The 18,075-nt window shown below is 38.5% G+C and carries 18 protein-coding genes; 3 read left to right on the top strand and 15 right to left on the bottom strand.

The genetic code is table 11. The annotated features are described in order from the left end of the window. Positions 1-2: 2 nt before the first annotated feature. The gene (locus JK629_RS10785; RefSeq protein WP_202335628.1) at positions 3-1,328 is read right to left on the bottom strand and encodes a cbb3-type cytochrome c oxidase subunit I; all 1,326 of its coding nucleotides are present in this window, start codon (positions 1,326-1,328) and stop codon (positions 3-5) included. Further along, on the bottom strand, positions 1,318-1,716 hold the full coding sequence (locus JK629_RS10780; protein WP_052671304.1) for a c-type cytochrome: 399 nt from the start codon (positions 1,714-1,716) through the stop codon (positions 1,318-1,320). The genes JK629_RS10785 and JK629_RS10780 overlap by 11 nt, the downstream gene beginning before the upstream one ends. A gap of 185 nt (positions 1,717-1,901) precedes the next feature. On the opposite strand from JK629_RS10780, the gene JK629_RS10775 reads away from it, so the two are divergent. Further along, entirely contained in the window at positions 1,902-3,956 is a 2,055-nt protein-coding gene (locus tag JK629_RS10775) for an acetate--CoA ligase family protein (RefSeq protein ID WP_202335627.1), read from the top strand. Positions 3,957-4,130: 174 nt separating this feature from the next. On the opposite strand, the gene JK629_RS10770 is transcribed toward JK629_RS10775, so the two are convergent. The 8 genes from JK629_RS10770 to JK629_RS10735 form a co-directional block, all read right to left on the bottom strand. After that, positions 4,131-4,913 (bottom strand): ABC transporter permease, encoded by a 783-nt coding sequence (locus JK629_RS10770; RefSeq protein ID WP_202335626.1) that lies wholly within the window; start codon positions 4,911-4,913, stop codon positions 4,131-4,133. Further along, on the bottom strand, positions 4,906-5,616 hold the full coding sequence (locus JK629_RS10765) for an ABC transporter ATP-binding protein (protein WP_202335625.1): 711 nt from the start codon (positions 5,614-5,616) through the stop codon (positions 4,906-4,908). Before JK629_RS10765 ends, JK629_RS10770 begins: the two co-directional genes overlap by 8 nt. Beyond that, positions 5,603-6,856, bottom strand: a complete 1,254-nt coding sequence (locus tag JK629_RS10760; RefSeq protein WP_394369416.1) for a nitrous oxide reductase family maturation protein NosD — start codon at positions 6,854-6,856, stop codon at positions 5,603-5,605. Before JK629_RS10760 ends, JK629_RS10765 begins: the two co-directional genes overlap by 14 nt. A gap of 67 nt (positions 6,857-6,923) precedes the next feature. Next, positions 6,924-7,358, bottom strand: coding sequence for a nitrous oxide reductase accessory protein NosL (locus tag JK629_RS10755; protein WP_202335624.1), 435 nt, complete (start codon positions 7,356-7,358; stop codon positions 6,924-6,926). A 15-nt stretch (positions 7,359-7,373) separates the two neighbouring features. After that, positions 7,374-8,000, bottom strand: coding sequence for a hypothetical protein (locus tag JK629_RS10750; protein WP_202335623.1), 627 nt, complete (start codon positions 7,998-8,000; stop codon positions 7,374-7,376). Between the two features lie 202 nt (positions 8,001-8,202). Further along, a complete protein-coding gene (nosZ, locus tag JK629_RS10745; RefSeq protein ID WP_202335622.1) occupies positions 8,203-10,170 on the bottom strand; it encodes a Sec-dependent nitrous-oxide reductase in 1,968 nt (655 codons plus the stop codon). Positions 10,171-10,197: 27 nt separating this feature from the next. Further along, on the bottom strand, positions 10,198-10,773 hold the full coding sequence (locus JK629_RS10740) for a fasciclin domain-containing protein (protein ID WP_202335621.1): 576 nt from the start codon (positions 10,771-10,773) through the stop codon (positions 10,198-10,200). Positions 10,774-10,839: 66 nt separating this feature from the next. Continuing rightward, positions 10,840-11,343: a cytochrome c gene (locus JK629_RS10735; RefSeq protein WP_202335620.1), complete on the bottom strand. Its 504-nt coding sequence runs from the start codon at positions 11,341-11,343 to the stop codon at positions 10,840-10,842. Between the two features lie 223 nt (positions 11,344-11,566). Here JK629_RS10735 and JK629_RS10730 point away from each other — a divergent pair, with 223 nt between their 5' ends. After that, positions 11,567-12,394, top strand: coding sequence for a universal stress protein (locus tag JK629_RS10730; RefSeq protein ID WP_202335619.1), 828 nt, complete (start codon positions 11,567-11,569; stop codon positions 12,392-12,394). Position 12,395: 1 nt separating this feature from the next. Here the strand turns inward: JK629_RS10730 and JK629_RS10725 are convergent, their stop codons facing one another. Further along, positions 12,396-13,028, bottom strand: coding sequence for a hypothetical protein (locus tag JK629_RS10725; RefSeq protein WP_202335618.1), 633 nt, complete (start codon positions 13,026-13,028; stop codon positions 12,396-12,398). Positions 13,029-13,231: 203 nt separating this feature from the next. Here JK629_RS10725 and JK629_RS10720 point away from each other — a divergent pair, with 203 nt between their 5' ends. Then, positions 13,232-13,723, top strand: coding sequence for a hypothetical protein (locus JK629_RS10720; RefSeq protein ID WP_202335617.1), 492 nt, complete (start codon positions 13,232-13,234; stop codon positions 13,721-13,723). A 126-nt stretch (positions 13,724-13,849) separates the two neighbouring features. On the opposite strand, the gene JK629_RS10715 is transcribed toward JK629_RS10720, so the two are convergent. From JK629_RS10715 to JK629_RS10700, 4 genes are all read right to left on the bottom strand, one after another. Further along, a complete protein-coding gene (locus tag JK629_RS10715) occupies positions 13,850-14,428 on the bottom strand; it encodes a YceI family protein (RefSeq protein ID WP_202335616.1) in 579 nt (192 codons plus the stop codon). A gap of 67 nt (positions 14,429-14,495) precedes the next feature. Beyond that, complete coding sequence (locus JK629_RS10710; protein ID WP_202335615.1) at positions 14,496-15,791, bottom strand: hypothetical protein; 1,296 nt, start codon at positions 15,789-15,791, stop codon at positions 14,496-14,498. Positions 15,792-15,834: 43 nt separating this feature from the next. After that, entirely contained in the window at positions 15,835-16,428 is a 594-nt protein-coding gene (locus JK629_RS10705) for a YceI family protein (protein ID WP_202335614.1), read from the bottom strand. 267 nt (positions 16,429-16,695) lie between these two features. Further along, positions 16,696-18,075, bottom strand: coding sequence for an MBL fold metallo-hydrolase RNA specificity domain-containing protein (locus tag JK629_RS10700; protein ID WP_202335613.1), 1,380 nt, complete (start codon positions 18,073-18,075; stop codon positions 16,696-16,698).

Raw genomic sequence — 18,075 nt, 5'->3', positions numbered from 1 at the left:
AATCAAGTTTTAATTTTTTGAAGTAATGCTTTGAAAATAGGCGCTGCAACGATCAACAGCGAAACAAAAATCCCAATTCCAAAGATGAAAAACGAAATATAGTACGGCACGATTGAATCCTGCATTTCAGCAAACGATTCTTCCTTAGAAACGTACATCCAGTAGCTGCGCTTGGCTCCGGCAATTATCAGCGAAATGAAAAAGATAAATAGCGAAATATTGAAGGTCACAAAACCGCGCTTCACCCATTTGGTATCGGTTTGAAACGTTGGCCGCAAAGAATAGGCAATAAAAAATAGCGCCGAAAAAAGTATCGTCGTGTTAATGCCGATCGTGGTTCCCATAGAATGCGCCACCGTAATATGCGTGCCGTGGGTAAAGAAATTGATGGCAGGAATGGAGAACAACAGCGCCAAAATAATATTTATAAAAATCCAGAAATCGGTTGCCAGCAGAAACCGATAAGCCATTGGGTGGTTTTCCTTTTCTACCTTTAAAACAGAGCGTTTCCAATTGTAAATAATCGACGCCAAAACAATCCACTCGGTCATACTTATCGCATAGGCAACGTAGCGGATCCACGGCTGTGTGGGCAGTAAATAGGTATGGTGCGCCCAGCCGAACATCAAATTGGTGAGTCCCAAAAAGTAGAAGAAAAACGCCATTTTATTGGTAGCCACGTCGGTATCCTTTTTGATTTTGGACATCAGATAAATTGAAATACCGTAAACCAGCATATTCCACGAGCCCGTAAACGAGCCGGTGGATTTCCATTGTACGGCAAAATCCTTTATAAAATGCAACCTAAAAAAATCGAACAGCCAAAAATGCGCCTCCATCAAATGGTAGCACATAAAAACGATGCCCGTGCCCCACATCCAAAAATAGACGGGCCAGCCTTTCATATTGGTATAAAGCGTCTTGAAATAATTGATACCGAAAAGTACCCAGCCCAGTAATATCGGGATCATCAAAATGGGTTTGAAGGCAAAATATTCGCGCCCCTCGGTATAATCGAAAGCAAAAGAGAAATAAATGGCGACGCCCGTTAACAGGAAAAGTATGAAATGCAGCGATTGTAATTTGCGCGAGAAAAGTTCAAATTTCTCAACCGAAGCGATAAAGAAATAGATGCTGCCCGTGGCGGCGAGCACAATCCACGAAGTTTCCGAAGTAACGTGAAAGGGCCGCAGTTTGGAGAAGGGAACGGTTTCCTTTAAAAAATCGGGCAAGAGGTATTGAAACGATGCGGTAAGCCCAAAGAGCATGCCTAAAAACAGGGCGGTGAGCGCAAACAACAAGAAATAGAGCGGCACTTTATTCTTCATTTCGATACTTTATTTTAACCCAGCCCGTGGCCTCAATCTCGGCGTCATAATTTGGATAAATGCCCGTTTCATCCACCTGTTTCAGGTATTCCACGAGGGCATCCTTTTCTTCTTCGGTAAAATGGAATTGCGGCATACTCTTCACCCCGCTGTTCAAAAACGCTTTTATATAGTTTGGGCCTTTGCCTTCTGTAGAATACACGTTGGTTAAATCGGGACCCAAATATCCGCCCAAACCGTACAATTGGTGACAGGACCAACAACGGTTGCTTTGGAACAGCTGCTGGCCTTTCACTGCCACTGGAGATAACTTTTCGACGGCCACGTAGCCGTCGGTATTATAGATTACATAGTTATAAAAGCCGAAAAGGGCGAGCAAAATCGCCATAATAAAAATATAAGGCCTTGGATTGGAGACCATTTCAATTTGAATTATTTGGGCATAAAAATACCTTTTCACTGCTGTGCGAAATATGATATTTATCAGTTTTTAGGACTTAAACATCTTTTAATTTCGTACTTCCCAAAAATCCCTCGAATTCACTTTGCATTTCAACTTCATTTCTAAAAAATATGGTCAACAACCAACTACTAAATCCGAAAAGTATCGCCATAATCGGTGCTTCCAATGATACCAAAAAGCCCGGTGGCAATATGCTTAAAAATATTCTTGCCGGAGGGTTTGCGGGAAATCTTTACGCGGTGAACCCAAAGGAAGAAAGGGTTCAAGGCATAAAGAGTTTTTCTGAAGTAAAGGAAATTCCCGAAACTGACCTCGCCATTCTTGCCATTCCCGCAAAATATTGTCCCGAAACGGTAAAAATTTTAGCCGAAGAAAAAAACACGAAGGCTTTTATAATCATTTCCGCAGGTTTTGGCGAAGCGGGCGAACAGGGAAAACAATGGGAACAGCAGATAGTTTTGACAGTCAATTCGGTTGATGGTTGCCTGATTGGCCCAAACTGCATCGGCGTAATCACCGAAAATTACAAAGGCGTTTTTACCGCTCCCGTGCCGCAGTTCAACCCAAAGGGTTGCGACCTCATTTCGGGGTCGGGCGCCACGGCAGTCTTTATTATGGAAGCCGGAATGGCGCTGGGCGTTTCCTTCGTGAACGTATTTTCCGTTGGAAATGCAGCCCAGACGGGCGTTGAGGATATTTTGGAATATATGGACGAAAACTTCGATGCCGAAAAAGACCCGTTGATTAAATTGCTGTATCTCGAAACTATTTCCAATCCGCAAAAGCTGCTGAAACACGCTTCGTCCCTCATAAAAAAAGGTGCGAAAATAGCGGCCATTAAAGCAGGGAGCACTACCGAAGGAAGTCGTGCCGCCACTTCGCATACTGGAGCGATTGCGAGTAGCGATATGACGGTGCGCGCACTATTCCACAAAGCGGGGATTGTGTATTGCAGCAGCCGCGAGGAACTGTTGAGCGTGGCCTCAATTTTCAACTACAAAAAACTGGAGGGGAAAAACATTGCCATCATTACCCACGCCGGCGGGTCGGCGGTGATGCTGGCCGATGAGCTTTCAAAAGGCGGCCTAAAAGTTCCCGAAATATCCGGACCTGATGCCGAAAAGCTGAAAACCTTTCTCTACCCCGGCTCTTCCGTAGCCAACCCCATCGATTTTTTGGCCACGGGCACTGCCGAACAATTGGGTATCATCATCGATTACTGCGAACACAAATTTGACAACATAGACGCGATGGCCGTGGTTTTCGGCAGTCCGGGACTTTTTGATGTGGAAAATGTTTATAATGTGTTGAGCGTCAAACTCGAAATCTGTAACAAGCCCATTTTTCCTGTGCTGCCTTCCGTGGTGAATGCGCAACGTGAAATTCAATCATTTTTGAAGAAAGGGCACATCAACTTCCCCGATGAAGTGGTTTTGGGGAAAGCTCTCTCCCAGGTTTTCAATACGCCGGAACCTGTTTCCGAAGCAATTTCACTCCCGAAAATTGACATCGAAAAAATACGAGGCGTTATCGATACGGCCTCCGAGGGTTATTTGGATGCCCCCCAAACGCAGAAGCTGTTAGATGCGGCTGGAATTCCACGGGTTATGGAACTGGTGGAAAATTCAAAGGAAAACCTGCTCGCCGCGATGGATTCCCTGGAATTTCCTGTGGTGATGAAAGTTGTGGGTCCACTCCACAAAAGTGATGCAAAAGGTGTAGTGCTGAACATTACTTCCAAAGAAGAAGTTTCGGAAACCTTTGATAGGCTGATGCAAATAGATTCCGCAAGGGCAGTAATGGTACAGCCGCAACTGGCGGGACTGGAACTGTTTGTGGGCGTAATGAAAGAGCCAGGTTTCAACCATACTATACTTTGCGGTTTGGGCGGGATATTTATAGAAGTGCTGAACGATGTTTCGGCGGGTTTAAGCCCTATTTCAAAAAACGAAGCCCAGCAAATGGTCCAATCGCTTCGCGGGTATAAACTCATTCAGGGTGCGCGGGGCCGAGAGGGCGTTGACGAAAACCAATTTGTGGAAATCATCCAACGGCTTTCGGCTTTGGCAGAAGCTGTCCCGGAAATTACCGAAATGGACATCAATCCCTTGATTGGCACCTGGAAAAGTATTGTTGCTGTTGATGCGCGGGTGCGACTAAGATGACTGAATAATATTTGAAAGATCAAAAGTTATATTATAAAACATTTCCTAAAAGGGAAAATGTTTTATTCGATGCTGATAAAGTAGCTATAAAACGTTATTTTTTGTGGGTTGTCTCCAATTATTGAAATAATATCACGTTATAATAACAGGTATCAATATCATATAAAAAATCAATTAAAAATCCTTCCGCTTAGCAATTCTCCAAATAAAGAAAGTAGGAACTAAAACCCATAAGGTCAACAATACAGAAGAGAGCGTCAAACCTAAACTGGTTCCAAAAAATTTCTGAAAAACGGCACCGGTATATCCCAAAAGGGCAGAAATATCAAGTTTTAAAAGTATCAAAACCCGCGAAAGATCTACCGGGTTTAGCATGGTTGCGATAAGTGAAAATTTATCCAACGGATAATCCTCAAAATATAATAGCGACATTAAAAAGATGCCATCATAAATTACTGCCATAAACAACCACAAAAGTATGGCGTAACCAAAACCTTTGATTTTATTCTCGTTTGAAAGTGCTATCACAAAAGCCAACGCGGTAAAAATGAAGGTCAAAAACGCGCCGGTTACAAGCAAGAGTGAAAAATCCCAAATAGCGCTACTGTTAAAAATGCCGTAGAAAACGAAAGGCATTCCGAGGCCAATGACCAAACTCATGGAGAGGGAGGTTGCCACTCCAAAATATTGACCGAGAAAAATAGAACTACGTTTTACGGGCTGTGCCAAAAGCAGTTCGGTAAATTCGCGGGAGTTGTAATAATACATGACCCCAAAAATGGTCCCGATGAGCGGCACCAAAATAATGATAACGTTCATTAGGGTTATCACCGCTTTTGATAGATCGTTGTTCAAAAATAGAAGTACAACGCCAAGCAATAAATAGAAGAGAAAATAGACGTAGCTCCAGCGGCTGCGCATTAAATCGTAAAAACTGTATTTTAATATTTTAAGCATAACTTGAGGATAAAATGGAGGCTATGGCGTGTTCAAAATCGGGTTGTTCGGTCTTTGCCTTCAAATCTGGAATACTACCCTTGAAATAAATTTTTCCTTCCAAAAGAAAAACAATCTCGTCGGCAATTTCTTCCACAAAACTTAAAATGTGTGAGGTTACCAAAATAGTTTTGCCTTTTTCCCTTTCGGAAAAAATTAGATTCTTTAACCGTAAATGTGAAATTGGATCGAGACCGCTCGTGGGCTCATCAAGGATTATCAAAGGACTGTCAAACATAAATGTCAGTACCAAATTCACCTTTTGTTTCGTGCCGCCGGAAAGGTTTGCCAGTTTTTTATTGAGAAAAGGTTGCAGTTTGAACAGTTCGATCAATTCTACATCTTTTGTTGCTTTGGCATCGCGCAGATCCTTGATCATATCAATAAGTTCGCTCACTTTCAAATTGCCCGGAAAGTTTGCTATTTGTGGCAGATAGTCTATTTCATTTCGGTACTTGAAATTGTTTTTCAACGGTTTCCCATCGATGAAAATTTGTCCCGAATCTGGCAAAACCATTCCCAAAATACATTTTATGAGCGTGGTTTTTCCAGACCCGTTTGGGCCGAGTACGGAAAATATTCCACCGCGATCAATAGTGAGGTCGATGCCCTTGAGCACTTCGTTCTTGCCAAATTTTTTATATAAATTCTTAACTTCTATCATGTTTTATGGGCTTCATTTTTGGGTTTTCGTCTACCAAATTATCAGGAGTAAAAACGGGGGAAACTTTTTCTGAAAAATCTATAATGTCTATAAACAGGCTTCGCAGCAGAATGATGGTTTCCGGAGTACGGTTTACGATATAGGAAAACAGTTTTACGGGACGGTACGGTACATCGCCAATGCCATTTTTATCCAAATCGTAACCCGTATAATTGCTCCAAAAATTATGGCTAAACTTATTGTCGTTCAGGTTGCTATTGTATGAAATATCGAAAGAATTATACAGGAAATTATTATTCTCAAAAATGTTGGTGTAGCAAGCACCGCGCACTTTTATTGCCCAACCATTACTTATGAAATTATTGTTTTTATAAGCAATACGGTTGCTGCCTTCAATGTTTATTCCCACGGTGTTCTCTTTAAAAACATTGTTTGTTATTTTGGCATCGTTAATTTCTTTCAAAAGAAGTCCGAAAGCAGCAGTTCCCCAATTTTCCATAAAGACATTATTATTCATTTCAATAAATTTCGAAAACATGACTGCCACACCTGCCCCATTGTTCTCAAAAGTATTGTATTCATAAATATCGTTGTTGCTGAACATAAAGTGCAGCCCGTACCGCAGGTTGTTCCGGCTAAGATTGTGGCTGATTATAATATTGTCTGAAAATTCCAGATAGATTCCGTCGCGAACGTTCTGAACGTTGTTTCCACTAACCTCAACATTCTTGCAGTACCAAAGCTGTATGCCGTTGCCGGAATTGTATTCGTTCACGGCATCGCCTTTTATGGTGTTATTCAGCACTTTTCCGTTATTGGCTTTTTCTAGATATATTCCAAAGAAAAGTTTTTCGAGTTCCAGATTTTGGATCAAAAAACCATCTTTTTTTATTACTCTAACCGCAGCGTAATCTGAAGTATAGCTCGTGCCCACGTTTATAATTTTAAAACCATCAACAGTAACATTGTCTGCCACAATTTTGATGATTTCGCCTTTGTCAAGACCATCAATAATGGGAAGGTTTTCTCCCAGCAAAATAAGGCTTTTGTCTATGGTTATATTAAATTCTGGGTATCTTCCTTTTTTCACCACAACCGTATCTCCTTCCGAAGCCTGGTTTATTCCTTCCTGAATTGTTTTTATTGTACAGTTCTGGCAAACAGTTATTGTTTTTGTCCAGCCTTGAGCGAAATAAAAAACAAAGAAAATAAAAGTGAATATTTGAAGTGTGCGTTTCAATTTTAAGATAAGACTACTAATTAAAAAAAGGGTTTGTTTAGTCGGGATTTTTACTTAAGATTTTACATTATTGTTTTAAATGCTTTTGAATTTTTTCCCAAGAAAATACTTCTCCAGTAAATTTTTGCTTTGCGTTTTGGGCAGATTTTTCATTTTCAAAAGCAGAAAGATTTGCACCCATGGGGCTGGTAATTTGTTCACTCACTAGATAGAAAGCCATAGTAGCGTCTATCAACTGCCCTGCTTGGTTAAAATCGGCAACTAAATAGAGCGCAATTTCTGAATCATTTTTATCATCCTGTAAGGAATGGACCATACACTCAATGGCATCATATTTAAAGGCTTTTCCTTTAGTCGTCACAAGCTGTGCCGCGTGTTGACGGTCCACAATGGTCATATTACAGTAGTGGCAGGCGTCGGTTCCATATTCTATATGCTGTGGACTTACGTTGCACGATACAAGCAACACGGTAATTATACTTAACAAGAAAAAAAGTTTCATTATGCAGTTACTGTTTTAAGGTTTAATTTTTCTTAATTTTTTATATTCTTTCTTTCCAACAAAGAAAGCTACGACCGTTAGCATCATACCCACAAACATCATATATGCGCCTGTTGCCGGCCATGAATCTACATCAAAGTTAAGCATCTTTTGATAGCCTATAAGAGGTGGTTTATAAGTCATAGGGGTACCGTCTGGATTTAACAATTTCATAATGGCTTTTGGGTCTAGATTGGTACCATAGTCAATGAGCCAAGCGTTAAAATCATACATTCCAAGTATTCCCAACACTGACATTAAAATGAACCACCCCAGAAACCACTTGTAATTTACTTTTCCGAAGAAACCAAGCAAGCCAATAACTACGCCAATTGCAACCATAATAGCGATAACTGTAGGAAACACTTCAAACTCCCACATATCTTCAGGCTGTGGTATGGTTTTCATACCAATGTAATGGTTTAGCCCGTCAATATTTTTTATGTCAAATTCCTGAACGCCTTTTATCCCTTCAATATAAATATCCATTCCAAGCGGATCTGGATATTGAGGTGCGCCCAACATAATATTCCATAATGGAAATTTAAACAGACCCAATAGCAACAAAGAGCCAATTATCATTAATATTCCTGCTTTTCTCATTTTGTTGGATTTTAAATCTTAAACATCAGTACGGTTGGTTTTTCTGTTTAAGCGTTTGTGCAGATAGCTGATTTAATATTTAGGTAAAAGACAAGGTCTTAGGTTTTTTTTAAAGACGGGGGGAAATCAACGAACCCCCCGTCTTTCCTTTGAAAATACCATCTTCACTAATCCAGTATTTTCACAACTAAAAACTTCTTTATTAATCTTCTCCTAAAGACCATTTAAGCTCTGTATTGGAACCTGCTGGGCTTACGCGAACATACCCTTGCATTTCTTGGTGCAGCGCAGAACAGAAATCAGTACAATAAAACGGCCATACTCCGGCCTGTTTAGGCTCCCAAACAAAGGTTTCGGTCTGGCCTGGCATAATAAGCAATTCAGAAGTATTTGCCCCAATCATGCTCACACCGTGGGGCACGTCGTAATCTTGCTCGTGATTTGTGACGTGGAAATAAACTTTGTCGCCCACTTTTATACCTTCAATATTATCTGGATTGAAGTGACTTCGAATCATCGTCATATAAATATGAACTTCGTTTCCATTGCGCTCTACCCTTGCATCGCCATCAGAAAGTGTGGCATATTTGTGCTTGTTCTCGGCAAGTTTAAATATTTGTCTAGAATTTTTTGCAACAATATCTGCTGGAATACCGGCAGCGTAGTGTGGCTCACCAATTGTTGGGAAATCCAGCAAAAGTTCCATCTTATCGCCACTAATATCATACAGCTGGGCCGATTGGGTAACCTCTGGTCCTGTTGGTAAGTAGCGGTCTTTCGTAATCTTGTTCATAGACACAAAATACTTTCCAAAAGGCTTGCGTGAGTTTCCACCAGGGATCATACCGTGCCCAACGGAATAGTATGCTGGCTGACGATCTACAACTTCCCAAGTTCCTACTTTCCATTTTACAACTTCAGAAGAAATGAAGAATGTTGTATAAGCGTTCCCTTTACCATCAAACTCGGTGTGCAATGGGCCTAAGCCTGGTTGTTTTACAGTCCCGGCAAGTACATCTTCAAATTTCAAGATTGGAATACCGTAAGCCTCCCCATCAAATTTCTTGTTTTCGATTGCATCAAGCATTTTGGTAAACGAGTGCACTGTTAAATCGGCAGAAAGTTTTCCGTTACCTACAATGTATTCTCCCGTAGGATCTACGTCACAACCGTGTGGTGATTTAGGGGTAGGAAGAAAGTAAACAGCTCCGGGAACATCCAGTGGATTAACTGTAAGTACTTCATCCATCATAGTAGAGGTGGCAGTATGTGTTTCATCATCGTAAACATTGTGCGCATATTTTGCTGGAACTTTTGTTCCGCCGCCATTGTTTACGTACTCTTCTATTTTCTTCCAGTTTACGGCTGCAATGAAGTCTTTATCGTTTTGTGAAGCGTTTACTTCCAACAGAGTGTTTGCCTCTTCAGTGTTATAGGTTGTAAAGAAGAACCATCCGTGTGATTTATCGCGTCCAGGGTGCGAAAGGTCGTAATCAAACCCAGGCATCATCAATTGGAATTTAATGCCCATTCGGCCGGTTTCTTGATCTACACTAATAAATGAAAGGGCGCCTTTAAAGTTTCCTTTATATTCCTTAATCGGCATATCTCGCTGTGGCACGGGCACTGAAAAACGTGTTCCTGCAACAACATATTCGGTATTTTCTGTAATGAAAGAAGAACTGTGGTTACCGGCACTGTTTGGAATTTCAATAATTTCAGCAGTTTCAAAAGTGGTTAAATCAATACGTGCAATACGCGGCGTGTTGTTACCGTTTATGAATACCCAACGTCCGTCCAATTCACCATTCGTTTGTGAAATGTCTGGGTGGTGACTATCATCCCAAGGCACAAAACCGAATGAAGTTTCTAACATTGGTTTGGTTTCCTCATTATAACCCCAAGCTTTTTCAGCATCTTGGGAGAAGACAGGAATCACTTTGAACAAACGCCCTGATGGTAAGCCATAAACAGAAAGCTGCCCACTAAAACCTCCAGAAATAAAGGCGTAAAATTCATCATGCTCCCCAGGAGCTACATACACTTTTTCAGCGGCGTTGGTAGCTAAACCACCTTGCCCCTTGTTTCCTTTTTTGTTTCCACCATTGTTACAGCCTACCAAACCGGCAACCATAATAAGTGAAACCAAGATATTAATTGTTTTTCTCATTGTTTTTAATTTATATTATTCAATCGATTAGTTTGCTGGTAATATCACTTTATCAACCACGTGTACAATACCGTTACCGGCTGGCACGCTTGCTATAATTTTAGCACCGCCCACAAATACATCATCTCCTTTTACCTCCACGGAAACGTTTTCATTGCTTGCCTGTCCCAATTTTTTAAATTTCTTCAAAAAATCTTTGGAATAGTTACCCGGCGTAACATGGTTTTTTAAAATATATGCCAGTTTATCTTTGTTTTCTGGCTTTAAAAGATCTTCCACAGTTCCCGCTGGCAATGCATCAAAGGCTGCATTGGTAGGAGCAAAAACCATTAAGGGCCCTGCATTCACCAAAGCGTTTTCCAATTCTGCTGCTTGTACTGCGGCTACAAGTGTACTGTGGTCTGGAGAGCCAATTGCAATTTGGAGTACATTCGGTTTTGATTCGTCATTCTCAATAAATGCCTGACCTTGTTTTTCTGAAGTGGAGCCAGGCGTTGCAGCACTGTCTGAAACAGTTGCATTACCTTCGGTAGATTCATTTTTACAGGCTGCTAAAACAAGGATCGCAGCTGAAAAAAATAGCAGTTTAATAAAGGTTTTCATATTGGTTCTGGTTTTAGCCCTTGCAGGTTCTAAGACCCTGCAAGGGGTTGGTTATTTAAGTATGTGTTAAAGCGTTCTAAAATATTCCAATACTTGTCTGGCTTCCTCTTCGGAGAGTCCCTGATTTGCCATCGGTGAACCATTAAACTCTTTTAAAAGTTCGTGCGCCAGCGGATCTTTTTGGGTCATTTCCTCTGGGTTTAAGATCATATTCATAATCCACTCTGGAGTTCGTCTTTTTAAAATTCCAGTTGGTGCCGGACCAATAAACTTTTTGTCGGGCTTGTGGCAAGCCATACATTTTGTTTTATAAACTTCCATTCCTTTGGCAGCCATTGCCTGGTCTATTTCCGGTGAAAGCTCTACATTTTTAATTGGGCCAATACCCTTATTGGTTAAGTCAACCATCTCTGAAGGTTTTTCCGTTGAGGCTGGTTCTTCTTTAGGGGTTTCGGTAGCTGCAGGCTTTTGGCCAATCTGGATGCTATCATTCTTTTTTTCTTCTTTTCCGCCACAGCTTATCAAGGTTAGGATTGCTATCGCGGCTAGGGATTTCATTATAATTTTCATAGTAGTTAAGATTAATTTATATGACAAATTTAGTGGTGAACCGTTTTATAAAATATGATTTTTATCATATAAGGATATTTTTATCTTTTATTTTTTGTCTCTAATTCCTAGCCCAATAAAACTTATGAAAAGGACAAAGATTTTGATTTTCAATCCCTTTAATTATGATTAAAATCATTTTAAATATTGATTATAAAAATTATTTTTGAAGAAAATCAAAAAGATGAAAAACATACTCTTACCCACAGATTTTTCAAAAAACTCAAGGAATGCGATTAGGTATGCTCTGAAATTTTTTGAAGCTGAAAAGTGTACGTTTCATATTCTCAACTCGCAAAAAACTTCGGGCTATATAACTGCCGATGTTCTTTATGGTGCTCCTGGTGCATCGGTTTATGAAGGCATTTTGAACGATAATAAAAAGGAGCTGGAAAAAATGGTCCAATATTGTGAATCAATTTCGGAAGGAGAGGAATTCACCTTTGTTCCAAAAATTGATTTTGACAATATTGTGGATGCTGTAAACCAAGCTGTAGCGTTAAACAATATTGATTTAATAATAATGGGATCCAACGGTGCAACAGGTGCTGCAGAGGTTATTTTTGGAAGTAATACCTTGAAAATTATACGAAACGTGGATTGTCCCGTTATTGTGATTCCTGAAGATTTTGTTTTTGAAAAAATTAATTCTGTTTTGCTATCGCTAAATTATCAATATGATTTAGCACACAAATCGCTCAATATCATTTCGGAAATAGTAAAGAAACACAACGCCTCCTTAAAAATTCTTGAAATAGAGGAAGAAAGTATTGAACTGTCCTCGCAAAGGAACCATACTGAAGAGGTATTCAAAGAAATAGGTTTTGAACGTTTTTCTATTAAAAATATACCCGCATCAATGGCCATTAATGCCTTTGAGCAGTTAATTCCCGTTCAACTGCATGCCATGATAGTGGAGCGCAAAAATTTTCTCGATCGTTTTATATTTGGCTCAGAAACCTCAAAAATCAAATATGGGTCACTTGTACCACTGTTGGTACTTCACGAGTAAACTAATTTGCAATTAGAAGGTTATTCCTTTTTAGCGTTTTCACAATTGTTTTTACATAATCACGAATTGTGGATGCAGCTCCCGGCGGATTGACAATGTTTATCTTGCCCCGCCAGATTAGTTCACGCTCCTTGCCGGGGCAGAGACAGTACAATGAAGTTTCGGTATTATAAACTGGATAGTCTTCGCTCTGCTCATTACCATACACAGGTCTATTTTCCTTATAATAATCACTGAATGATTCAAAGGATTTTGTAAGGTTTCTATAAGATTGAGCGATTGTGACCATACTTTCCTGTCCGGTAACTTTTGAAAAAAGCACAGCATCAAAACCTGCAGTTAAAAGTTCATTTTCAATATTTTTTAAATTTTCTTCGGTTTGATTGTTTTCAAAAAAGGTACTTTTAAAATAATCAACACTTTTTACGGCAATTACATCTTCCTTTTCCAAGGCTTGTTGCAGGCTGTACTCAAATTGCCGCTGAAGCCCCCCATCTGGTGTTAAACCAACTACCAACACTTTATTTGCCTGAAAATTTGGAGTTTCTGTATCTCTATATTCATCAACCAAACGGCTACTTGAACAACCGATTAATGTACAAACAACAAAGGAAAAAATGAGGCGCATTTTCATCTTAGAGGTATTTAATTGATTAAAATTAATATGTGGTATGTAAATATACGGTTCTCTGTTTCAAACTCCTAAGTTAGAAACAAAGTGTCCCATTTTCAAAAATTTTAATTATGATTATAATCATAAATAGGTTACCGAAAAAATACTTTTTTTGATATATAAACTAGATCACCATTAAAAGGCACAAGGAAAAATATATTATTATGAAAAAAACAATCTTAACACTAGGGCTCATTTCCGCTTTATTTTCAAATTGTAAAGAACCCAATCATAAGCCATCCATATCCGAAGAAAGAGAAACTATTGAGGGGTTAGATGAACAGGATATTAATAATGAACAGCACACATTCGAAAATTCCTGGGTAAATGAAATAACCCTAGATAATGGTAGAAAATGGAGCGCAAATACTGAAACAACAGAAGGTGTGGCCAAAATGATTGAGTTGATTAAAACCAATGAAACGACTTCCGTGGAAGACTTTCACCTACTTGCAAAAAAGCTTAATGAAGTAAAAAACGTTGTAGTTAGAGAATGTACTATGAAAGGTGCACCACACGATAACCTTCATATTTTTTTACATCCGCTAATTGAAAAAATTGAGATTTTGAGTAAGGTATCGACTATAGCGGATGGCAACAAAGTTTTATCAAGTATTAAAATTAATCTGGAGCAGTATTACAATTATTTTAAGTAGTTGTTTTTAGCAAATAAAATTTGCGTTATTATTGTTTTTATTAACTATTAAATAACACAAATGTCTAAGTTAAACCACTCTTAATGAACGCATTTACTGTTAATAGTTATAAAAATTTGATCGCAATTAAAAAATTTCTGCCACCAGATCAAAGTTTATTTCAATCTTCTCATCAATTACAATTAGCCCGAACAACTTTTTAGGAGGTTCAAGATTAAAATCCCGAATGTCCAATTTTAATTTACCCACATAACGATTTGTAGGTGAAGAGAAAAAGTCTATGGGAAAAGAATATTCTTTTTTTGTTCCTGCAATGGTAATTTTTACGTGAGCTTTGCCCTTTTTATGTTCATTTAAAGTTATTTCGGTCAATTCAAGAGTAATAATCGGATACTCTTTAGTTTTGAGCAGAGAATGAAAATCTTTATTTATAGCGCTATTGCCACAATCAAAACCCTTATTTTTTAAAGAAAGGATCGCATCCTTGAATCTGATTTCATTTTCTTTTTTGGAGTAGGTTACATGTTTAAACTCACCCAAATATAAGGTATTAAAATTACAGTTAAACTCGCTTATGTTGGTATCCCCTTTTATAAAAAGTTCACTACTAGCAAGAATTTGAACTGTTTTTGTCTTAAAATCATTTTGTGTCCAACCCTTTAGGCTGAGTACAAAAACCAAACAGGAAAGTATAAAAGGGTTCATAGCTTTATAATTTAAAAAGGTGGAGAAGTTTTATTTCTCCACCTTATTTTTTAATTACATTGCATTTTTAAAAACTTATTACGGCTTCAACCATAACTCCGTCAAACTTACCTCCGTTTCTTAAATCGTTAGAAGGGAACCCTTCATATTTCTGGTTTACATATTCTAGTTTAGCCAGGATATTTTTGGTCATAAACCAGCCTGCTGCCAGATTAAATCTTGTAATATCAATATCGGTTCCGCCCATCATTTCTCCTTCTACATAGTTATAACGTCCACCAATATATACATTCTCTTCATTACCAAAACGGTAGAGTACCTCAGCAGCATACTGGTTGAAAGTTCTGTCATCAAGTTCGGAATTTGCTTTTCCAGAGGCTTTTTCAAAGGTTCCAAAGAATTCAAGGCCACCATATTTAACAAAAGGATTTATCATAAAAGCGGTAAGCTCATTTCTAAAACCAGGGGCAAACCTACCAGAGGTAAAATTTGATGAAGTTGAAGCCTCTTCGTTTTCCAACACTAGGTAATATCTTGAACCTGCTCTATCTGCGTGGTACAAATATGCATTGCCACTTTTATTGGTGTGGTATACAGAACCAGTAAGTCTAAAGCGCAAATCATCATTTAATTGCTTATCGTAACCTAACTTAGCTATGAACGATGGATCAGTTGTATCTGGGTTGCCTACAGATTGGTTTAATTTACCGTTTGTGACACCCACCATACCTAAGAAACCACTGTTAAAATAATAAACCTCTCCTCCTACTTCGGTAGTAAAAGCGTCCATTATAAGATTTCCAACAAATGGGTTGTAAATAGCCTGTGCATTATCACTTCTTCGCAAATGGGCATCCCCATAGTTATTTTCCATATGCCCAATTTTAATCCGAACATTTTTCATTAAATCTTCCATAAAACCTTCACTTATAAAGTTCAGCTTATCAATCTGGATATAGCCGCCTTTTACATAAGGTTCAGGGTGGTGGCGAGAAGACAAATAGGTTCGTAAGTGCATTCTCACTCCATCATATAGATGAACGTCAAGATCTAAGTTTGCTGTTGGTAAATTAAAATTATCCCCTATTTCAATAAGTGCAAGCGGATTTCCATCTCCATCTAAAGGTACACCTGTACTTTCATGGTTTAAAGCTTGAAACTGAATGGTTGATGCCCCACCTATGCGAACATTTACTCCATTAAATGTGGAGGCGGTGTCTTTTGGAGCTTCAAATTGATTAATACCTCTTTGGTCGGGATATCTAAAATTGTCCAAGTCTCGTGTTAATGATACTTGTGCAAATGTTTGTAGGCCGAAAAGCATCAATAATACGGTACAAAAATAAGTGGCTAGTGTTTTCATTTTAATTATTTTAAGGGTGAATACTTTGTTTTAAAATTTATTTTTATTGTTTTATGAAATTTGACTCAAATTTTACATCGATGGCATCACCTGTGGTAATTGTTCCAAATACTGCTGTTGGGGGTTCTACACCATAGTCTGTCATTTTAAGGGTTTTTTTCCCAGAAAGTATAATTTTAGAACCTACAACCTTTACATCGAATGTGATATCAACAGAATTAGTAGTGCCAGCTATTGTAAGGCTCCCATTGGTTGTTACCTTACAGCTATTATTTGATGTGCAGTTAATAGCATTTACCTTTTTTAGCTTATACACTATTTGCTTGTGCTTTTCAGTATTTAAAGCTTTATAGGTGTTTTTGTCCATACCGGACTTTCCGCTTTTTAAACTTTCAGCTTTAACACTAAAATCAAGTTGATCAATCCTTACAAGTTTACCATCCTCCAAAACCACCACAATTTTTCCTTGTTGATTTTCCGCAGTTATATCCCAATCATGGATATTTGATGTGCCATCTATTATTAAGGAAGAAGAAGCATTACTTAATTGATACGTCTGTGCCAAAGAAGTTTGTAGGGCTAAAGCAGTTAATAAAAGGGTTCCAAATGCTAGTTTTAATTTTTTATAAGTTCTCATAATATATACTCTTTAATTTTTTGTAAAGATAAAATCGATTAAAGAGTGTAAATATGACCATCGTCATCAAATGGTCTGTATATGACCAATGTCAGAAAACTGTACATTTTAATTAATCTGTTAAGGTGAAATTTTTCTATATGTAATGTGTGCTTTATCAATACCAGAGATTGATAGACAATAGAAAAACTGTTTATAAAGAAGCAATGTAGATGATGAACTGATAGCCTTGAAGCTATAAAAATTATACGCTGTTATTTATTTTTTTTAATAAGATTCTACAAGAATTTCTTTAATCTCATATAATTTAGGAATAGTCACCTTCCAACCATAAGTATCATGCAACTTTACCCTAAAAGCATCCTGCGCTGTCGGCTCGCCGTGAATAAGGAAGGTTTCTTCGGGGATGTTTTTAATGTTGTTGGTCCAATCCAAAAGCCCTTGTTGGTCTGCGTGGGCAGAAAGGCTTTCAATATGATGTATTTCAGCTTTTACGGGATAATATTTTCCGAAGAATTTCAACTCATACGCTCCTTCCAAAAGTTGGCGGCCACGAGTGCCTTCAGCTTGATAACCAACTATTAAAATGGTGGTGTTTGTTTTGTCAATCATTTGCTTCAAATAGGTCAAAACCCTTCCACCTGTTACCATTCCGCTACCGGCTATAACAACTTTTGGTTGCGGATTATCAATAGTTTCCCAAGTTTCTTTATAGGAAGTAATAATGTTCATTCTGTTATTCATTGCGTTGAAATCCTTCAACGGCAGTTTGTGCCAATCCGGAAAATTTTGAAATACAGAAAGCACGTTATTACCCATCGGGCTATCAATAAAAATTGGGATGTTTGGAATTTTATTTTCGTTGTACAATTTCCAAAGTAAAAACATAAGCGTCTGCAAACGTTCTACCGCAAAGGAAGGAATAATCAAATTTCCGCGATTGTGAATGGTTTTGTTGATGAGTTCCACCAGTTTTTCCGAAACGCTTTCCCGTGGATGAAGCCTATTGCCATAGGTACTTTCAATAAAAAGATAGTCTGCCCATTTTGGTTTTTCGGGTGGGAAAAGCAGCAAATCGTGTTCTCTTCCAATATCTCCTGAAAACAAAAAGGTTTTTCCAAAGATTTCTAGTTCTATAAAAGTGGCGCCAAGAATGTGGCCATTATACCGAAACCGATATTTTATGCTTTCTGAAAGTTCAATCCACTGGTCTTTTTCTTCAACGTGGAAAAAACCAAATGTAGCCTCAGCTTCTTCAACGCTATAAAAAGGTTCGGCTGGTTTGTGTTTGGAATAGCCTTCTTCATTGGCCTTCTCCGCTTCTTCTTCATGAATTTTTGCACTGTCCAGTAATATTATTTTCGTAATTGCAAGCGTTGGCGCAGTACCGATTATCTTTCCTCGAAAACCTTGTTTTATCAATCGCGGCAAATAACCGGTATGGTCCAAGTGGCCATGGGTTAACAAAACTACATCTATCTCTGAAACATCAATGGGCAAATATTCCCAGTTTTTTTCGCGCAGTTCTTTAACACCTTGAAACATTCCACAATCAATTAAGATATTTTGTTCCGTGGTTTCAATCAAAAATTTGGAACCGGTTACGGTTCCAGCTGCGCCGAAGAAATGAATTTTAATTTTTTTCAT

This window comes from Aequorivita iocasae, assembly GCF_016757735.1.
Lineage (GTDB): Bacteria > Bacteroidota > Bacteroidia > Flavobacteriales > Flavobacteriaceae > Aequorivita > Aequorivita iocasae.
This window is presented reverse-complemented; position numbering and strand designations above follow the sequence as displayed.